Origin of the sequence: Bradyrhizobium ottawaense, from assembly GCF_900099825.1 — a bacterium.
GTDB classification, from domain to species: domain Bacteria; phylum Pseudomonadota; class Alphaproteobacteria; order Rhizobiales; family Xanthobacteraceae; genus Bradyrhizobium; species Bradyrhizobium ottawaense_A.
Genome location: NZ_LT629693.1, coordinates 6,192,515 through 6,209,208 on the forward strand (window position 1 = coordinate 6,192,515; position 16,694 = coordinate 6,209,208).

Below are 16,694 nucleotides of genomic sequence, written 5' to 3' on the forward strand. Positions count from 1 at the left end.
CGCCGAGGCGCGCCCCAAAAGGGGGATAACCAAATCAGCGCTGCGTCAGAGAAAATCCCGAAGCCGCGCGAGTTCAGCGACGATCTCACCCGACAAGACGGCATCCACCAACGGGGGCTGTGGTGAAGTATGAATCTCATATAGGTGTCGCATGGGAGCCGGCTTGGCCACGAGCTCCCGGATGCACTCATCCAGCGTGCCGTCGAACAGCAAATACGGGCCGGTGCGTGCGGTGCGCCGCTGATTGTTGAGTGAAGGCCATTTCCGAAGGATGGCCGGCGCATCGAAATTGACGTGCGCGTCGGGACTCGCGGGCCTTGTCATGTGCGGGCCTCCAGAGTGAGGCCATGCGACCACGTTTTCCCCGGGGTGGGGAATTGCTTTTTTAACCAAATCAGCGCTCGAACCTCGGCTTTTTTGACCGCGGCTTCCCGGCTCTCCCGTCGCAGTGTGATGCCGCCCGCAGCATCCCGGGCATGGATGAAATACGCCATTTGCCACCCCCCGAAAGATGCGAAAAGTAGGCGCCACTTCCGGTTCCGACAATAGGAACTGGGGGGCTAGGTTGGGGCCGGTGAGCGCTTGCCTCTGCTCGGCCTGTACCGCGCCGTTGACTCGCCCATCGGATTAGACCGACGGCGTGGCTATCCCCTCGGGCAAGGCGCTAAACGCACTAAAGCCAGCACAGCGCGGCGCGGGGCTAATGTTGAGCCGCGGAGTGGCTGGTTCGCCCTTACGTAAAGAACAGTGCCAATAGGCCCGACGCCAGCAGGGCGATGCCCGCCACCGTCACGGCAAGAAATCCGTATGAAGTAAATTCGTCGCGCATAATGACCACCTAGGACCGCAGAGGCCGGTCATCATAGGCAGCCGGCCCAGCGGACAATTTAGCCTTGTGGCGTGTCCGGACGACTTCAACTTGGTGGTAAAATGGCTTCAGGACTGTTTCGTTCGAACGACAGTCCGCCCATTTGTCGGAAAAACCCGACCTTGGTTGTCTTGCCGGAGAGAGATCAACTGGATGATGCTCCCCCGTTGACCTGACAGGAGGCTCCGGATGGGTTTGGGAGTACGTTTCTATCTCTTCGTGGAGGATGGTCTCCAACGTATCTCGCACCGCCTCATGGAAGGACTCGCGCACGGCAAGGACGCGATGCCGCAGTTCGCCGGCACGAAACAGAAGGTCGCCAATGTCCTCGTGGCAATGGAGGCCGGGAAGCCGGTCAAGGTTGAGAGGGCCGACGGCTCTTTCCTGACGTTCGATGAGAACGGTGAGGTGCACAAAGACCTCATAGCCTCCGGCTTTGCTGCCATGGAGACGTACCGCGCGCTTGAACGGGCGCAGCGCAACCCAGAGCCCGGGAAGGTCGTTGATCTTTCGCCAAAGCTCAATCGCGAAAAGTGGGAGCGGGAGAACCGGTGGACGCTTTCAAAGGAAGACCTGGACCTGATTGCCGACGATATTTGGAATAGGAAGCGCGCGGGTGCGCCCAAGGTTCAGCGAGCAACTGGAATCGCCCCGAAGCCTCCGTCCATGACGTGGGAGGCGAAGGAGGCGGTCAAGGAAATCCAAAGCAAGGTTTGGAGCATAGGTGGCCAGTTAGAACGCCTTGCGGAACCATCTCTCAAGGGAGTTTCATTCGAAGCGCTTCAGATGGCGAAGGCCGATCAGAATAGCCCCCTCTGGCGCGCCGTAAGCGAAACCGCCGAGCTGCGGCGGGAGATCCTGAAGCGGCATCGCACCGGCGCGGGCATATGGCATGCGACCGTTGAAATCCTGCGCTGGGACGTGACCCACCACAGCGGCGAGTCCGTAAGCAGCTTTCACGAAAAGTGTAATTCCAAGAAAGAAGCAGAAGAGGCCGCCCGTCGAATGCTGGCAGAGAATGCCAAGCACTTCAGCGCTGAGTTTTCAGTGGAAGCGAGCGTGGTTTGTGAGCTTGAGTGGTACGAGGCCGCCTCAGATGACCTGCAGCCGGGTAGCTAGGGCTTCAGCGACTAAGGAGAGGGGTACCGACAAAGCCGCCAGGCGTAATATGATCGCCTGACGGCTTCGCTGGTGTGGGCCCGGACGCTTGGGGAAAATGTCCGGTGCGTTGATCGTAGATAATTTTACCGGAGCCGCCACTAGACTCGTTTGTTAAGCTGAATGTCAAGCGCGCGGGCGGTCCCCGTGCAGATACTGATCGGGCTGGTGATCAGGCGGCGCTAGGTGCGGCGCTCTGGTTACGCCGGCGATACCTGATAAAGCCCACGCCAAAGAAGCCAAGGATCATCATTGCCCAGGTCGACGGCTCGGGAACGCCGGATCCAATTTGAACGAAAGATTCGATCTTCAGAGAAGTGGCCCCAAGGTCACCCCCGCTCAGGTAAAGTCGAACTTGAAGGTGTCGTTGACATTCGGGTTGTAGCCGATTGGACCACCAAAGGCCGCGAAGATGAGATTTTCGCTGTTTTGATAACCGCCGGGGGCGCCAAGTGAATGAGCGTTGTCAATAATCCCAGCCGGATCGAAGGACATCGAGAGGCCGGTGCGAAGGTCTTCGATAGTGATCAGGGCCGTGGCGCCGCTCAGTGAGTGACCGCCGGGGTTGACCGAAAAGTCGAAATTCCAGGCAGCCCGGGTTGATTTCAGCGGAGAGACACCGACAGGGGCGAAGTACACATTATTGCTCGGTGTGAGAATGCCGGTCGGATCGACGACACCGTACAATTTCGCGCGAAAGCCGATTTCAATGCCGCCTTCGGTATCGGTGATAAAGCCACCATTGACGTTGCCCGCTCCGTAATAAACACCGGGAGCGGCCAAATTTGTGTTGTTGACGACATCTGCGCTGGCAGGCGCGATGGCAAGCGCCAACGCCGCCGCGGTGATCGATACGGCTAAGAACGACTTCAATTTCACGGAAACTCCCCACGTTGATCGAGCGACCTGCTCTTTTTTGTTCTAGTCAAGGTAGTTGCTACCGAAACATTCAACCTTTCACAATGAAAATGTACCCACCGGCGATTTCACCCACACCTAAACCACCGTCTTTTGCTGCGCAGGTGCGGAGGGCTTCACGCCTTGACCAAGCAGAACGAGCGTGGGTGATGTCCACTCTCGCGCGCGAAAGCCGCCCTGAGGGGCAATCGTTGACGGCCGCGGTCGCGCGGGTTCGGGCTGACGGCGCGGGAAGGCGGCACTGCGGGTCGTTCCAAATGATGTCCGGCCGACACCGTGAATCTGGAAAAAAGTCGGGAACAGAATGAGAATTAATGAGCGTCCCCACTTAACTTGGAATGGACCAAACGGGCACTATCGTGATCGGGCGGCGACGTCCTCACAGATTGCACTAAAGGCAAGGCGTATGGACCAAATCGGGCCGGGTGCAGACCGGCGCACCATCAAGGCACAGCAGCGCGCGAAGTTGACGACCGAGCCCTACGACGCGGGCTATCTCGCGCACAAGCACAGCATCAGTCTGGAGCAGGCGCGGGAGCTCATTCGCGGATCGGCAAAGATCGCGAAAAGCTCAACACTGCTGGAGCGAAGTTGTTCTGGAAATCGAAGAGGCCGCCAACTAAGGCGCCCTTACTCGTCCCAAATACGCTCACCGCAATCGCATTCGAACGCCCGAATGACTGCTTGCCTGTCCGGGAAGTGCACGACTCTGATTAGCTTCAGCGTTGCGCCGCAAGCGCGGCATTCCCGGCTTGAATTGCCTGCAGTCTCTCCAATTTTCTCAGCTCTGAATATCTCCATCGGTCATCCCCCAGTGCCCATTCCTGAGTTTCGGGGAAAAGTGGTAATTGTCAAATTAGGCCACTGCCAAAATCAAAATAAATCACAGAGGGTCGAACTAGGCCAGTACCCGGCCGTTGCCGTGGTGGGGGGCACCACGCATTAGAAGGGGGGGCTAGGTGTATTTTGGGGCAAAAAAACCAGGCCGTTCCCTATTCCAGCGACCGGAGCCCCAAGATGCGGTGTCTATCTGCCTGATCTTCTTGTCTAGGGCGTCCGTCTCGGGGCCAGGTTTCAGCGTGGCAATCTGGGCTCCCAGCCTGGCTTTCTCGGGCGCTATATTCTCTTCAAAGGTGTGAGAAGCGGATCGGCGACGCTGCTTGACACGCCTCCTGCTACGGGTCCTGACCGTCGGGTTTGCAGGCCGGTGATAATTTGCCGAAGGGCCTTCTTCGGTTCCGAAGTGAACAGTTCAAAGTAGGCCACTGTGGAGACGAGGCCACCGCGGGTCGAAACAGGCCAGTCCCGCTTCCTCCGGTATTAGCCGAATAGGTCACTCGCTGAATCAAATTAGGTCACTGAAAAGGGCAGCGCCGCTCAAGCGGAATATGTTCGCTTGGGCGGCGCGGGTCAGTCACCGAGAACCCTGAAATACCCTCAGCCAGACTGGATGAGCCATACGATCTTTTGGAAGTCATCCCCCAAATGGGGTACGATTTATCGGTACCGGCTCCAGATTCCCTCCTGAGGATAGGGCCGTTTCTTTGCCACTCGCAGATTCAAAACAGTTACTCGATGGAACCCGCTGGCGAGCAGCAAATTGAGCTAGTGTGCGTTGGTTGATAGCTCCGCAACACCTGCCGCCCACGCTTCCTTCCTGAAGCTTGGACCGTTTTCTTGCGGTTCCTGCAGTCGCGCGAGGGCCGCCGATCGCGCCGATCGTCGGACTGGCGGGCGCTTACGTCGATTGAACGACGTCCCCGTTCAGCTATGCCATCAATTCGAACACCGTTGATTGGACGGGTCGACCCTGAAGCTCCGAGCACTGCTTGCACCGCAAATATCGCTCCAGTTCATGGATCGGCGTGGTCTTCGGCCGGCGAATGATGTCCAGCGCCACAGTCTGATGAGTGCCGCAGCCGAGGCATCGCACCTCGAGATAGCCGTAGCAGCGCCGTAGCGCTGGCACGCCACGACTTAATCGCGACCGATGGGGCCGGCGGAACAGGAGGCGCGGCAGTATTCGGATCGGCATCGCGTAATCGAAGTGTGGTCTGACGACCATCGGTACGAGGCGCGGGTCGCGCGGAAAGGTCGAACTGAAAGGCCGGCTATCATTCTTCGCCTTCCGAATAATTGGAATTGGTTCGCAGTTCGAACGTCCCCAGTCTAAATTCTTCGGCTTCGGTCTGTCCGTTCAGGTTCGTACCGACCAGGGTGAAAGCTGCGTTTGGGTATCTCTCCCAAATATAGAGATCGTCAGCCGCAATCGTCAGCAAGCCGAACTTGAACATGTAGCGGCCAGGTTCTGTAACGCGCCCAACTTGAGCCCAGGCGAGCTTATTGATGTCTGCCATTCAACCTTTGCTTTCGTGAAGCGCGTCTCAACGGGCGGGGAATTGTTTGGTTCCCTGACCAGATTCGTGGGAGGCGTTGGTAGCCTAGTGCGCGTCGTGGCTGTGGGAGGACCAGCGGCGTGCTGCACGAATATTGAAGAAGTCCGACTAGCGGGGGATTGACTCCCGGCTCACTGCGGGGCCGTAATTGGGTCAGTGCCGGTTGAATAAATGGGCGCGCGTATGGGCCCACGCTTCGTGTTTTCGGTTATGTCGATCGCCTTTGGCGTCGCCGTGATTTTCGCGACGATCACCACCGTCAGACACTTGTCGCACCGTGCGGATGCGACCATCGTCAGAAATGGCTAGTCGATCATGGAAGACATATTCCCCCAATTCGGACCCGAGAAGAATACAAGCGGCCGCTGGTTCGTGGCGGTAAAAACCGGAAAGGGTCCGGATTCTCATATCGGCGACTTCGGCACGGAAGCAGAGGCGAAGGATTGGATTTCGACCAAAGCGAAGTACTGGCCTCGCGCCCCTAAATCGGCGCCCTGATTGTCATCACTTGAGCTGGTTAAGGAATCTTTAGGAATCAGGATTATGGATTAAGCCCGCTGACAATCGAGCGGGGCGAAACCATGACTGACATGGATATTCTAAGTCGCAAAATAAGTGACTTAAAGGATTGGCAAACACAAGCATGGCGTCGGATTGCAGATCCGGCGGTCACTACTTTTGAACGCCGCGAGGTTCGAAATCATCTTAAAGATAGTGACGCGGAGCTGCGGCGCTGCTTGGGCATGATGTCCGATCGCTTCCGTTTCAATGTTCGGCCTGAAAAAAGTGTAGGCAATTCCCTGGCAAATATTAAATTCAAAATTCTCGCCTGAGACGAGTGTGACGTCAGCCGAGGCAAGCGGCTACCGGGAGTTGGAAGGCGAATTGATGCCCGAGGCGCGACTCTCCAAAAAGCGGCTCAACGCATTGCGGTCGTGAACGCGAGAGGCGCCGCTTCAGGCACGTGCAATAGCATTCACTCTTGGAGTGATGGGGCGCGGCGCTAGCGAGCGCAAACAACTCCACGGCAGCTAAGAAAAGGCCGACGGGCGCGACGCCGTCGGCTCCTTCCTTGCGACTGCCGGCCCCGGCGTCCGGTTCCGTCGCAATTCCGAGACGAAGGGTGCACCCGGATGGTTAATCAAAGATTAACGCGGCTTAAAGCTGGTTCGGGTGCCTGCATGAGCCGAGCAAATATTCGCGAGATTTGGTGCCCATCAGCCTCATGAAAGCGTGGTTTGGCGCCTACCGCAAGTTATCAATGCCTTGGAACGGGACTGGCCGCAAGGCACAGGCCGTCGTTGGTGGTGATAAGCTGCGCGCCGCTCAAGCTGCTACGCGGGATCTTGGTGTACCCTCAAAATTACCAACTCGTTAGGCTTAAACGGGTCGTCCCGATATAGATTTAAGCAGCGGTTCACATACTCAGGGCAGCGTTCGTGATGCCAAGAAAGCCGACGGGCCCCGTCTCACTTTTGCTTTGCATCGGACGGTCGTCATAGGTGCCTTCAATGACAGTAGTTGAAGTAAAAGAGATCCGAAAAACCAAGCGGCAGCGTGTGCTCGTAATGGCACTAATAAGATTTGGCGATATGTCGATAAGCTGTACGCTTCGCAACATATCGGAAGAGGGCGCGGCGCTTGATGTCAGCACGCAGGTTGGCATTCCAGATTGCTTTACGCTGATAGCTGCCTCGCAGAAGAGGAAGGTGTATTCATGCAAGGTGGTTTGGCGCGATAAACGCCACATCGGCGTGGCGTTCCATTAGCAGGACAGCCGATGGAAGAGCGACGAAAGCACGTACGCACAAAGATCGAGGAAACGGCATATATTTCCGTTTCCGGATCGAGCATTTGCTGTCAGGTGAGCGATATTTCCCGACAGGGTGCCGCCATCGACGTTCCCGACGTGGCCTATATCCCAGAGCACTTCGACCTGATGTTCAAGAGCGATCGCATAGTCCGGAACTGTAGGATCGTATGGATCATGAAAAATCGGATCGGCGTCGTATTCAAGGATGACGCCGGCTATCTTAAATCGTTCGCGACCAGCACCACATCCGCTCCTTCACAGTAGGCCTGATCATACTTCGCGCTCGCGGCGGCTTCTATCTCATCGCGATAGAAATTGTAAAGTAGCCGCTGGTCAGCGTTGTTCCGACCGTCACGCTCAGCGCGCTTCTTCACCCAGTAAGTTGCAATATGCACCGTAACGTATTTCGTACCGTCTTCCATCGGAAATCGAATGTAGTGGGAGTTCGCGACGGGTACGGTCAGGCTCGTTGGCATCAACGGCAATCGACGGCCCCTGAAGCTGCGGCTTCCGAGCGCTTGCTCAACGATGCGCTCGCGGAATATTCATTGATCAACGATTGTAGCATGCGTAACGCGCCGGGGTTCGTTGTGTGCCGAGCCAGGCTGCGGCACGTCTCGATCTTATCCAAAAGGGCGCGAGCGTTCTGAGTTGCCATGCTTCAAAGTCGGTCAAACCCCTGAACGAAATGGTAACGACGCCTCCCAGGCGCGAAGATGGTTAAGTGAGTTTTAATTCAATTGCGCTGCGGCCAGACGGCAAGGTGTTAGCGCCGGGTCGTCCTCACGTAAACATCAGGGCCAATAGCCTCGACGCGAACAGGGCGATCGCTACGACCGTTACGGCAAGAATCCGCATGAAGCAAATTTCGTCGCGCATGGTGCGCACCTGTGATCGCAGAGTCCGGTCTTCATGGGCGACCCGCTCTGGAAACAAGTTAGCTTGGCCTCGTGTCTGGACAGTTTCGACCCAGCGGCAAAACGGCTTCAGGACTGTTTCGTTAAATCGCCCAAGATGAGCCTGTGGCCGCTATATTCAACAGCGATCAAACATGCGAATCGTGAAAGCCGCGATCATGAGGTAGGCAGGTGACTGGCGTTTGCTGTTCAGCCAAGCATATTGCGGTCCGGCCTTAGCCGCCAGACGTGGAATGGCAACGTCGTTAGGTGCGCTCCCAGCTGGTCAAATAACTCGAGCTTGGCCTGATCCGTGGCAAGATGGCTGATCAGCCGGTACTCGGCGGCGTCGAGAAATGCGTCGCCCGTTGCTTGGTAAACAAGGCGACAAGCAAGCGCCAACATTGCGACACGTGCGATTAGACTGTTCCCAATCAATTTCCGCTAGAAAGGCTATACGCGGGAAGCCAAAGAGATTTTGTCGACGGCCCCGACGTTCTAAGACCGATAACTGCGGGATCAAATTGATGCTTTTATCAGCGATGCGTCTTGGAATTTCAACCCTTTGCGCTCTACTGTTGGCTGGGTCGTTCCTACCAAACGCAGTGTTAGCGAGAGGCGGGCTCTATTCGACAACTAGATACAGTTACGGATTATTCCGGCCGGCTTATGGACCTGTCGCGATCGGGATTGGTTACAGATATTACGGCTATCCGCTGGACGACTCCTTCGACTATCCGCGTGGATACGGTGAGTATGCCGAATATGGCCCGTGGGCCTCGCAGGGATATTCCGGTGGCTGCCAGTTAACGTGGCGACGCGTACGCACCCATTATCGCCTGAGTTGGCGAGCGGTCCGGTTTTGTTACTAAGCATCTCCGGTGCGGGCGCCAGGAATTGTGCCGCCTCATGCGGGACGAATGCGCTGCTGTTTGACGCTTGGCCTCTCAGCCGAACGCCCAGCCCAATCCCAACATAAGCATCCAGGACCAACCCAGTGTCGCGATAGCTATCGCGACGAGGTAGATCAATCTAATGATATGAGAGCGCACGATTTGCCTTCGCGCCAGCGCTTTTTACATTCGCTGAATGCCTCATCAACTCGGACTGGCTTCTCGAGACAGCTTCGCGCAGCTTTAAAAGTTCTGCATAGCGATCGCGCAGCGATTTCGTCTTTTCCGGCGTGTTGCCGTTAGGCTTTGTATTGGCTGATTTCTGACGTCTCACGCGTCACTCCTGCCGACATAAATTAAAAATGACCAACCTGCTATTCAAAGTTGAACGCCAAAAAAACCTATCTGGTTTCAGCCAATTCGCAACAAAACGTAGATATTAAGCTTGATAGCGCTGCAAAAGGTTAAATCTGGAACACATATGTCTGTTCCGCGCTGCTTTGATGACAAAGGGTTCACATCCCGGGCCTGGCGGAGGTTTAATAAGGCCGAAGTAACAGTGAATGGAGCCTGAATGGAGTTCACTTGGCCGCAGGGCCTGACGTGGTTCCGGTAGCGGGATGCCATGGCCAAGTCGACAGGATACGCATGGCATCGGCCTCAAGCATCTGCTTTCTGGCTTTTACTTCCTCGGTTACCACTCTTAGATCCTCGTCCAGAAAATAGAAATTGGAGCAACGGGAATTATAGTCGTTTGCAAACATATTATAAGCCTGGATATCCAGAGGTCCCTGAACATATTGCTTGAGTACACGCAACCGTTCTTCCTGAAAATGACAGTAGCGAACAAACTCTCGCTTAAATCGCTCGCCCTTGCTGGCTGGGGGAACGGCTTCCTGCTCCTCCTTAAAATTCGCCTGGAGCACTGGGGCGTTTGAAGGGAAAAGCAGATTGTGATTTCGGTAGGCAAGGAATGTGCAGATCGTCGCAATGAGCACCAGACCTATGAACAGGGCGGCCTTCGCGTATGAAATCGGGCGGCTCCGTCCGGTCTGTATCGGTCCGTTGGTTGCCTCCAATCTATTCAAGTCCTCGCGCAGGGCATCCAGGGTGGTAGGGGTAGCCGGCAGGGTCTCGCCAAATCGCAGCAGATCCGAGGCCAGCCTGCTGGCAGCTCCCTTTGATTCCGGTCGGGCATCAAGTCTAAAAGCGAAATCGCGGATCAATATCCAGGGTTGCTCGTGCAGGTCGGTCGCGTGGGTGTCGGAAACCGCCTTTGAAAAGGTCTCCCAAAGAGCGCGGCCGTCGCTGTCGGCAAATCCCTTCTTCTCAATCGGCAGAGCGATCAGCTTGGGCTCGCGATCCAATTGTTCAATCAGAGTCTCTAATGGCTTGATCCTGGCTTCCAGCGACAGTTTCCGAAGAGCCGTCGCGGCTCCCTTGAAAGGTTCTATGTCATCGGGCAGCAGGCTCAACGCATCGAGATAGATGGCGGCGATCGTTTGTGCCGTCTCATATTTGCCAATTGCAATGAGGTCTGCTGGCAGCCGACGCAGGTCGGCGATTATTCTATTGACCCCTTCATTGCGCAGCTTCTGATGGGCATCGAACACGATCAAAGGTGCGTTTATTGATATCCAATCCGAAAATGTGTTTTTGAGTTGCGCAACGGCGGACACATCGTCGGGCTGGAGTTTGATCGCGTCACAGGCGGCGTCGATCTCCTGCAGCGCTGGTTTCAGTTTGGCCAAAGACTGGCGATAGGCATCCAGAAAATTGGTCAAGGCCTCGCGGTGATGTCGATCGTTGCTCACCAGAACTTTGCGGATACATTGCTCGAGCGGCACCGCTGCGTCCTGGATTGCGCCATACGCAGCAACGACGGCTTCGGCATGTACCGTAAAAAGCTCCTGCAAGCCCTGACGGATGCCGAGCAATGGTGGCATCGGAAAGCCTGCACAGGTTAGCTGGTCTTTCAGAATCTCGAAAATGGTCGCGGCATCGACCGAGGCATGGGCGCCAACGAGCGCGAACATCAGACTGGCATCGGCGGGCTCTCTGGTAGCGAGATGAGCCAAAAAGTTGGCTCTCGATAGAGGGGGTAGATCATTTGCGGCGGCCATCATTTCGGACATGGGCGCGTTGCCGGACAGGCCATCATAGAATGCGGTGAGCTGTTCTGCGCTACAATCCAAGGGATACGTGAGTTCGCACAACAAGCGTCGCGCGGGGTCGAGGATGGCGCTGCGCGCCTCGGTCAGCTTGTGCTCCGGTGCTCCGCGCTGCTGCCGTGAGGCAGCATAGGCTTGTTCGACCTCTGCAAGCGTTGCGGTTGGGTCGATACCAAGCAAGCGGAAATGGCCTGCGAATTGATCGCACGACGCAGCGCTAGTGCTCGTGGGCTGATCCTGCATGCTGTGTCGTGCCCCGCGTCAACTTAATTTCCGGCTGGCACCCCGCTTTAGCCAATCCTCAACCAACATCCCATGCCGGCGGGAGGGCCGGCAACAAAGCGTTAATCAACCGATCTCGATCAATCAAGCGTTTGGCACGGCAAAAGGGCTCACAAGCGTGAAAGGGTCAAACATTATGTGCAATCCTCCGGAATACGTTACCTCGTATTTACCGCCTCCCGAGGGGGATAGATCCGTCAACTGTTTGGATAGGACTGGCCGACAATATCGCAAGTGAAATTCACGAAGATGAATTCAGAGGCGATCAAAATGTCCACGAACACCGCCGAGAATCTTACCAAGCGTCTCCCAAGCCAGCGACGGTCACTCCGGCGCCGCGGCCGAAGAGACGCGGGCTATACGCTGCTCGAGCTACTGGTCGTCATGGGCATTTTGGCCGTGCTGACTGCGGTCGCCACGCCACAGCTGATGGGTTATTTCGGCAAAGCCAAAACCCAGTCGGCTCAGCTGCAGATCGAGAATATCGGCACCGCGCTCGAGCTTTATTACATGGAGAACGGCTCCTATCCGAGTGCAAGCGTCGGCCTCAAGGCATTGGTCGAAGCGACACCCGAAGCGCCAAGGTGGAACGGCCCCTATCTGAAGAAAGCCAAGAATTTGCTCGACCCGTGGGGGCGTCCCTACCAGTACAACTATCCAGGTTCAAACGGGGAATATGAAGTCTATTCGCTCGGTCCGACCGGAAAGTCGACCACTGCGTCCGCTGCCCCCTCATCATTTCGAAGCTCAGGAAGCTAGGCCGCTTTCACTATAAATGGTCATTTGCGCAAGTGGCCGCGCTGGCGCGATTTGCTTGTGAACTGCCTGCGGATCCGGAACAGGTAGCAGAATTAAGAGGCCGGTACGGGAATTGCGAGCTTACCTGCGTCCCCCGCCATCCTGACAACCGTCCGGTGAAGCCTGTTACGATCGTGTCAGCGCCGAGCACGCGCCATGTAGAATTCCGCTTCCGCATCCCAGGCCGCTGCTTCCTTCCAGCCGAGCGCCTCACCATCGATCCGGTCGGTATTGAGCCGCACCATGGGTTCTGTGAATTCGCTCTGCTGGAGCGGCGTAACGGGGCAGGCGATCCCGAGGCGGGGCGCCATTTCTGCTGCGAACCGATTTGCAAATGCCCCCTGACTTTCGACGTAGAAGCTCGGATTAAGCTTGATCACGCCGTTCTGGGCCGGGACTATGCTGGCGAAGGCTGCATAGGAGGCCGCCAGCAGATCGACGTGAATGTTATCACGTACGTAAAGCGGGGTGCGGACGGTCGGCACCTCGCCCTTGAACCAGGTCTGAATCAGATAGTTGCAGAAGCGCGGCTCCTCGAACGGCCCGAACGGGTTCGGGATAACGAACTTGCCGAGCGGGAAGCCCCTGGTTTGGCTGAGATAGCGGTAGTACTGCCAGGTCAGTCCCTTTGACAGCCCATAGGGCGAAAACGCACGCAAGGGCGCATCGCCGGCGCCTTCATCCTGCTCGAAAACGGTGCCCGTCAGCACCACGCCTGCTAGCCCTCGGGTCAAAAGCGTCTCGAGCACCTCGACCAGCTGCTGCGTGTTATCAGCGACCGCGCCCAGAATGTCGAACTCGGGGTTGCGATAGTCGCCAGTACGGGCGGCATGCTGGCACAACAGGTCGAAGGAACCCTGCGAGGCGATATTCATAAAAGCGGCCGAGCCGAATGGGCAGCCTTCAGCTACTTCCGCGACAGACTTTAACGCCGCTACGCGTTCGCCGCGCAGGCCGGAATAGTCGGCGATCATTCCCTTTAACGGGGCGACCACGCTATGACCTGCCGCTGCGAGGCTACGGGCGAACCAAAGACCCGTGAAAGAGCTGCCGCCGGTAAGAAGGATTTTCACACCAGGTCCCGCAGCTGTTCGGCGCCATGGAATTGCGGATTGTAGTCAGGCCAGGTTTTATCCTTTGGCGAAACATCAATAGGGGCTATCGGCCAGACCACGCCGAAGCGGGGGTCGTCAAAGCGGATACCACGTTCTTGCTCCGGGCTGTAGAAGGCACTCGACAAATAGAACGCCTCGGTGTCATCGGTGAGCGTTATGAACCCGTGTGCACAGCCCTGCGGCGCATACATCATGAGACGGTTCTCGGCCGTGAGTTCGGCGCCGAACCATTGCCCAAACGTCGGAGAATCCGGCCGCAGATCGATAATCACATCGTACAATGCGCCGCGAATGCAACGTACCACCTTGGTCTCGGCCGCCGGCGGCAACTGGTAGTGCATTCCGCGCAGCGTGCCGGCCTTGGCGGTCAGCGAATTGTTGATTTGAACGATCGGCATCGCAAGGCCGGCCGCTTCGAATTCACGCTCGCAGTAGAAGCGGGCAAAGAAGCCGCGATCATCGCCGCGCTTTTCCAGCTCGATGGTGTGGGCGCCCTTAAGCGGTGTGGCGTGGAATTTCATGCGATGTCCCTGTAGCTTACTGCCAACGCAGGTCGAGCGACAACCGACCCTGCTGGATATGGTGTTTAAGCGTGCGAAGCCGCATCAAGGGGGAGGCACGGAAGTCGCCGTCGGCAAATCCCATTCCGCGCAGACCCGACGCCAGGTTCTGGACCGACGTCTTGAGCGGTACGGCCGGTATGTGCTCGGGCGCCAGCGAGGCGAACATGGAGAAGTCGACCTGGTAGGATCGCTTGTCGGGGGGAGCATCGCGGTTGATGCTAACCTTGGTACCCGGCAGTTCAGTGGCGACGACTTCCGCGAGCTCCCGCACCTGGTAGTTGGCGGCCTTGTTGCCGGCATTGACGACCAGGAAGCGTCCGCCGTGGTCGGGGGATCGGCCGATCGCCCATTCGATGGCGCGAGCCATATCGGAAACATCGATCAGGGGTCGCCAGGGGGTTCCGTCGCTGAGCACGGTGATCTCACCGGTCGCGAGCGCACTGGCCACGAAATCATTGAGAACGAGATCAAGCCGCAACCGGTCCGACATGCCGCAGGCGGTGGCAAAACGCAGGCAAGTCACCGTCATCCGTCCAGCATTGCTGGAGCGAAGCGCGTTTTCCATCGCGACCTTGGATCTTGCATAGGCCGTTAACGGATTGAGTGCATCGGTCTCGCGCCGGGGGTTACCTTCTGCCGCGCCGTAGATGCTGCAGCTGGAGGCAAAAACGAACGTGGTGACGCCGCGTTCCTGCGCCATCTGCGCCAGGGCAATACTGGCTTTCTCGTTGATGGCCTCCGTGACGGCTTCAAACTCCTTGCCCATCGGGTCGTTGGAGATGGCCGCGAGGTGTACGACGGCATCGACGCCATCGAGTAGGTCGGGCGGAAAGTCGCGGATGTCACCGAAATGCAGACGGTCCAGCAGTGCTTCGGGAAGCCGCGACGCGCCAGTCAGATTGTGGGCAAAGTATCCGCTGTCGAAACCGATCAGCTCGGCGTCCGGATAGCGCGCGCGCAACTGGCGGATGACGCCGGGGCCGACATAGCCCATCGGGCCGGTAACGAGAATGCGCATAGGGGGATTGATCCTGTCTACCATTTTTTCCAGGGGGCCTTGCCGCTTGACCAGAGGTCCTCGAGGTAGCGCTTGTCACGCAGCGTATCCATCGGATGCCAGAAGCCTTCGTGAAAGAAGACGCTCAATTGGCTATCCTTGGCCAGGTTGATCATGGGCTCTTGTTCCCAGACGGTCTGGTTGCCTTCAATGTAGCTGCCGACCTTGGGGGAAAGTACGAAGAAGCCGCCATTGATGAAGCCGCCGTCGCCGCTCGGTTTTTCCTGAAAGCTAGTGACGCGGTTGCCTTCGAAATTGATGGCGCCGAACCGGCCCGGCGGTTGCGTTGCGGTCACGGTCGCAAGTCGACCCTCGCGGCGATGGAAAGCGATGCTTTCGGTGATGTTGATATCGCCCACACCGTCGCCGTAAGTCAGGCAGAAGTCCTGGTCGTCGCCGAGATAGGGAAGGATCTGCTTGATGCGGCCACCGATCATGGTGCTTTCGCCGGTATCGATCAGGGTGACCGTCCAGGGTTCGGCATCCTTGCGCAGCACGTGCATCTTGTTTTCGCGCATGTCAAAGGTGACGTTGGACTGGTGCAGGAAGTAATTCGAGAAATACTCCTTGATCACATAGCCCTTGTAGCCGAGGCATACGATGAAATCATTGATGCCGTGGCTCGCGTAGATCTTCATGATGTGCCACAGGATCGGCTTGCCGCCGATCTCGATCATTGGCTTGGGGCGCGTATCGGTCTCTTCGGAGAAACGGGTTCCAAGACCCCCGGCCAACAAAACCGCCTTCATATAAACCTGCCGTCGTTTAAGGATTGCGCCGCGAACTTGCCCACGGCCTATTGAAAAAATTGCTATCAGCTTGTCCCTACAACAACATGCGTTGCTTCGCGAGTGCACCGGCGCGGGTTCATAACAATTTGGTTTATTCATCGACTGCTCGGCGTTTGCCTTGCGGTCCCAATGATTGATATTGCGCCGCACCAAACGGCTTCGTTCTGCAGAAATTAAAAGGCTGCAGTATCATAATACCATCACAGAATAAATAGGCGTCCGTTTAACAGGTCTCTGAGTAATTGACCGGTTGTATTTTTTCGGCTGCGGCGGCATTCCCGCACGAGTGCTCGGATCCGAGGCATTGGAGCAAGCGGCGCGGCGACAAGCGGGAGTTGCTGCTGGCCGAGAGCCCCCGTGGGTGGCGCACGAAACCGGCGCGTGCCGCGGCCAGTATCAACTCCACGGTGCAGCCCAAGGGCATCACCTTTGGACCGATGCCTCAGCGCGGCTGGAAGCTTCATTCTTTCCGTGCCCCGGAGTGGAGTGCAACTGCGAGGGCACCCTGATCGGCACGAAGGTTGATCAGATCATCGCCAGCACCATCACCGCCCGGTCGATTGCGGCGGAAGGTCAGCGTCGGCGAGACTGGGCGCAGCGTGAGTGTAATGCCGCGGCGTTCCGGAGTTACCAAAATAAAGAGCCGCCCGAAGGCGGCTTCTAAATTCAATCGCTTTTTGGATCAGGCCGTCATTAACGCTGGCTTTGACTTGCGGCGATAGGCCATGAAGCCGAGCCCGCAGAAGCCGAGGATCATCATCGCCCATGTGCTAGGTTCGGGGACACCACCAACGGTCGGGGGCGGTGGAGTGTACGATTGCTCATTTGTTAAAGGTCCGCTGACAAAGCCATTGACCAAATGCTGGAATGTCGGGAATCCATTGACGATTGGTACGATGTCCAAAGAGCCTCCTTGAATCTGCAGCTCATAAGGATTTCCCAAGTAATTGAAATCTGAAATATAGAACAGCCCAG

Annotated in this window: 18 protein-coding genes and 2 pseudogenes; 7 read left to right on the forward strand and 13 right to left on the reverse strand. The window is 57.0% G+C overall.

Features of this window, described 5'->3' with window-relative positions; genetic code table 11:
* Window positions 1–45: 45 nt before the first annotated feature.
* Both BLR13_RS28935 and BLR13_RS40575 read right to left on the reverse strand, forming a co-directional pair.
* Window positions 46–324, reverse strand: a complete 279-nt coding sequence (locus BLR13_RS28935; protein ID WP_074816809.1) for a hypothetical protein — start codon at window positions 322–324, stop codon at window positions 46–48.
* Window positions 321–494 (reverse strand): hypothetical protein, encoded by a 174-nt coding sequence (locus BLR13_RS40575; protein WP_154070734.1) that lies wholly within the window; start codon window positions 492–494, stop codon window positions 321–323. Before BLR13_RS40575 ends, BLR13_RS28935 begins: the two co-directional genes overlap by 4 nt.
* A 563-nt stretch (window positions 495–1,057) precedes the next feature.
* Between BLR13_RS40575 and BLR13_RS28940 the strand changes: the two genes are divergently transcribed.
* On the forward strand, window positions 1,058–1,987 hold the full coding sequence (locus tag BLR13_RS28940) for a hypothetical protein (protein ID WP_074816806.1): 930 nt from the start codon (window positions 1,058–1,060) through the stop codon (window positions 1,985–1,987).
* 211 nt (window positions 1,988–2,198) lie between these two features.
* Here the strand turns inward: BLR13_RS28940 and BLR13_RS42700 are convergent.
* The 3 genes and pseudogenes from BLR13_RS42700 to BLR13_RS28960 all read right to left on the reverse strand — a co-directional run.
* A pseudogene (locus BLR13_RS42700) lies at window positions 2,199–2,306 on the reverse strand (PEPxxWA-CTERM sorting domain-containing protein); the annotation flags it as partial.
* 59 nt (window positions 2,307–2,365) lie between these two features.
* Window positions 2,366–2,905, reverse strand: coding sequence for a hypothetical protein (locus BLR13_RS28950; protein ID WP_074816804.1), 540 nt, complete (start codon window positions 2,903–2,905; stop codon window positions 2,366–2,368).
* A 2,153-nt stretch (window positions 2,906–5,058) separates the two neighbouring features.
* Complete coding sequence (locus BLR13_RS28960; RefSeq protein ID WP_074816801.1) at window positions 5,059–5,301, reverse strand: hypothetical protein; 243 nt, start codon at window positions 5,299–5,301, stop codon at window positions 5,059–5,061.
* A 354-nt stretch (window positions 5,302–5,655) separates the two neighbouring features.
* Here BLR13_RS28960 and BLR13_RS28965 point away from each other — a divergent pair, with 354 nt between their 5' ends.
* The 4 genes from BLR13_RS28965 (at window position 5,656) to BLR13_RS28975 (ending at window position 7,417) form a co-directional block, all read left to right on the forward strand.
* Window positions 5,656–5,838, forward strand: coding sequence for a hypothetical protein (locus tag BLR13_RS28965; protein WP_074816799.1), 183 nt, complete (start codon window positions 5,656–5,658; stop codon window positions 5,836–5,838).
* A gap of 83 nt (window positions 5,839–5,921) precedes the next feature.
* The gene (locus tag BLR13_RS40585; RefSeq protein WP_143039621.1) at window positions 5,922–6,173 is read left to right on the forward strand and encodes a hypothetical protein; all 252 of its coding nucleotides are present in this window, start codon (window positions 5,922–5,924) and stop codon (window positions 6,171–6,173) included.
* Window positions 6,174–6,851: 678 nt separating this feature from the next.
* A complete protein-coding gene (locus tag BLR13_RS28970) occupies window positions 6,852–7,109 on the forward strand; it encodes a PilZ domain-containing protein (RefSeq protein WP_074816797.1) in 258 nt (85 codons plus the stop codon).
* A gap of 11 nt (window positions 7,110–7,120) precedes the next feature.
* Window positions 7,121–7,417, forward strand: coding sequence for a PilZ domain-containing protein (locus tag BLR13_RS28975; RefSeq protein ID WP_074816795.1), 297 nt, complete (start codon window positions 7,121–7,123; stop codon window positions 7,415–7,417).
* Here BLR13_RS28975 and BLR13_RS41160 read toward each other — a convergent pair.
* From BLR13_RS41160 to BLR13_RS28985, 3 genes are all read right to left on the reverse strand, one after another.
* Window positions 7,369–7,575, reverse strand: a complete 207-nt coding sequence (locus tag BLR13_RS41160) for a hypothetical protein (RefSeq protein WP_171944900.1) — start codon at window positions 7,573–7,575, stop codon at window positions 7,369–7,371. The two genes, BLR13_RS28975 and BLR13_RS41160, sit on opposite strands and share 49 nt — an antisense overlap.
* A gap of 1,506 nt (window positions 7,576–9,081) precedes the next feature.
* Window positions 9,082–9,276, reverse strand: coding sequence for a hypothetical protein (locus tag BLR13_RS40590; RefSeq protein WP_143039620.1), 195 nt, complete (start codon window positions 9,274–9,276; stop codon window positions 9,082–9,084).
* 247 nt (window positions 9,277–9,523) lie between these two features.
* Window positions 9,524–11,356 (reverse strand): hypothetical protein, encoded by a 1,833-nt coding sequence (locus BLR13_RS28985; RefSeq protein WP_074816786.1) that lies wholly within the window; start codon window positions 11,354–11,356, stop codon window positions 9,524–9,526.
* 309 nt (window positions 11,357–11,665) lie between these two features.
* Between BLR13_RS28985 and gspG the strand changes: the two genes are divergently transcribed.
* Entirely contained in the window at window positions 11,666–12,154 is a 489-nt protein-coding gene (gspG, locus tag BLR13_RS28990) for a type II secretion system major pseudopilin GspG (protein ID WP_074830988.1), read from the forward strand.
* A 176-nt stretch (window positions 12,155–12,330) separates the two neighbouring features.
* Here gspG and BLR13_RS28995 read toward each other — a convergent pair whose 3' ends face one another.
* From BLR13_RS28995 to rfbF, 4 genes are read right to left on the reverse strand one after another with little or no spacing between them, the layout of a single operon-like run.
* Entirely contained in the window at window positions 12,331–13,266 is a 936-nt protein-coding gene (locus BLR13_RS28995; protein ID WP_074816781.1) for an NAD-dependent epimerase/dehydratase family protein, read from the reverse strand.
* Window positions 13,263–13,829, reverse strand: a complete 567-nt coding sequence (gene rfbC, locus BLR13_RS29000; protein WP_074816779.1) for a dTDP-4-dehydrorhamnose 3,5-epimerase — start codon at window positions 13,827–13,829, stop codon at window positions 13,263–13,265. Before rfbC ends, BLR13_RS28995 begins: the two co-directional genes overlap by 4 nt.
* A 16-nt stretch (window positions 13,830–13,845) precedes the next feature.
* The gene (locus tag BLR13_RS29005) at window positions 13,846–14,889 is read right to left on the reverse strand and encodes an NAD-dependent epimerase/dehydratase family protein (protein ID WP_074816776.1); all 1,044 of its coding nucleotides are present in this window, start codon (window positions 14,887–14,889) and stop codon (window positions 13,846–13,848) included.
* A 17-nt stretch (window positions 14,890–14,906) separates the two neighbouring features.
* Complete coding sequence (gene rfbF, locus BLR13_RS29010; protein ID WP_074816773.1) at window positions 14,907–15,677, reverse strand: glucose-1-phosphate cytidylyltransferase; 771 nt, start codon at window positions 15,675–15,677, stop codon at window positions 14,907–14,909.
* 403 nt (window positions 15,678–16,080) lie between these two features.
* On the opposite strand from rfbF, the gene BLR13_RS41165 reads away from it, so the two are divergent.
* Window positions 16,081–16,383 (forward strand): hypothetical protein, encoded by a 303-nt coding sequence (locus BLR13_RS41165; RefSeq protein WP_171944899.1) that lies wholly within the window; start codon window positions 16,081–16,083, stop codon window positions 16,381–16,383.
* A gap of 18 nt (window positions 16,384–16,401) precedes the next feature.
* On the opposite strand, the pseudogene BLR13_RS42705 reads toward BLR13_RS41165, so the two are convergent.
* A pseudogene (locus BLR13_RS42705) lies at window positions 16,402–16,515 on the reverse strand (PEPxxWA-CTERM sorting domain-containing protein); the annotation flags it as partial.
* Window positions 16,516–16,694 lie beyond the last annotated feature (179 nt).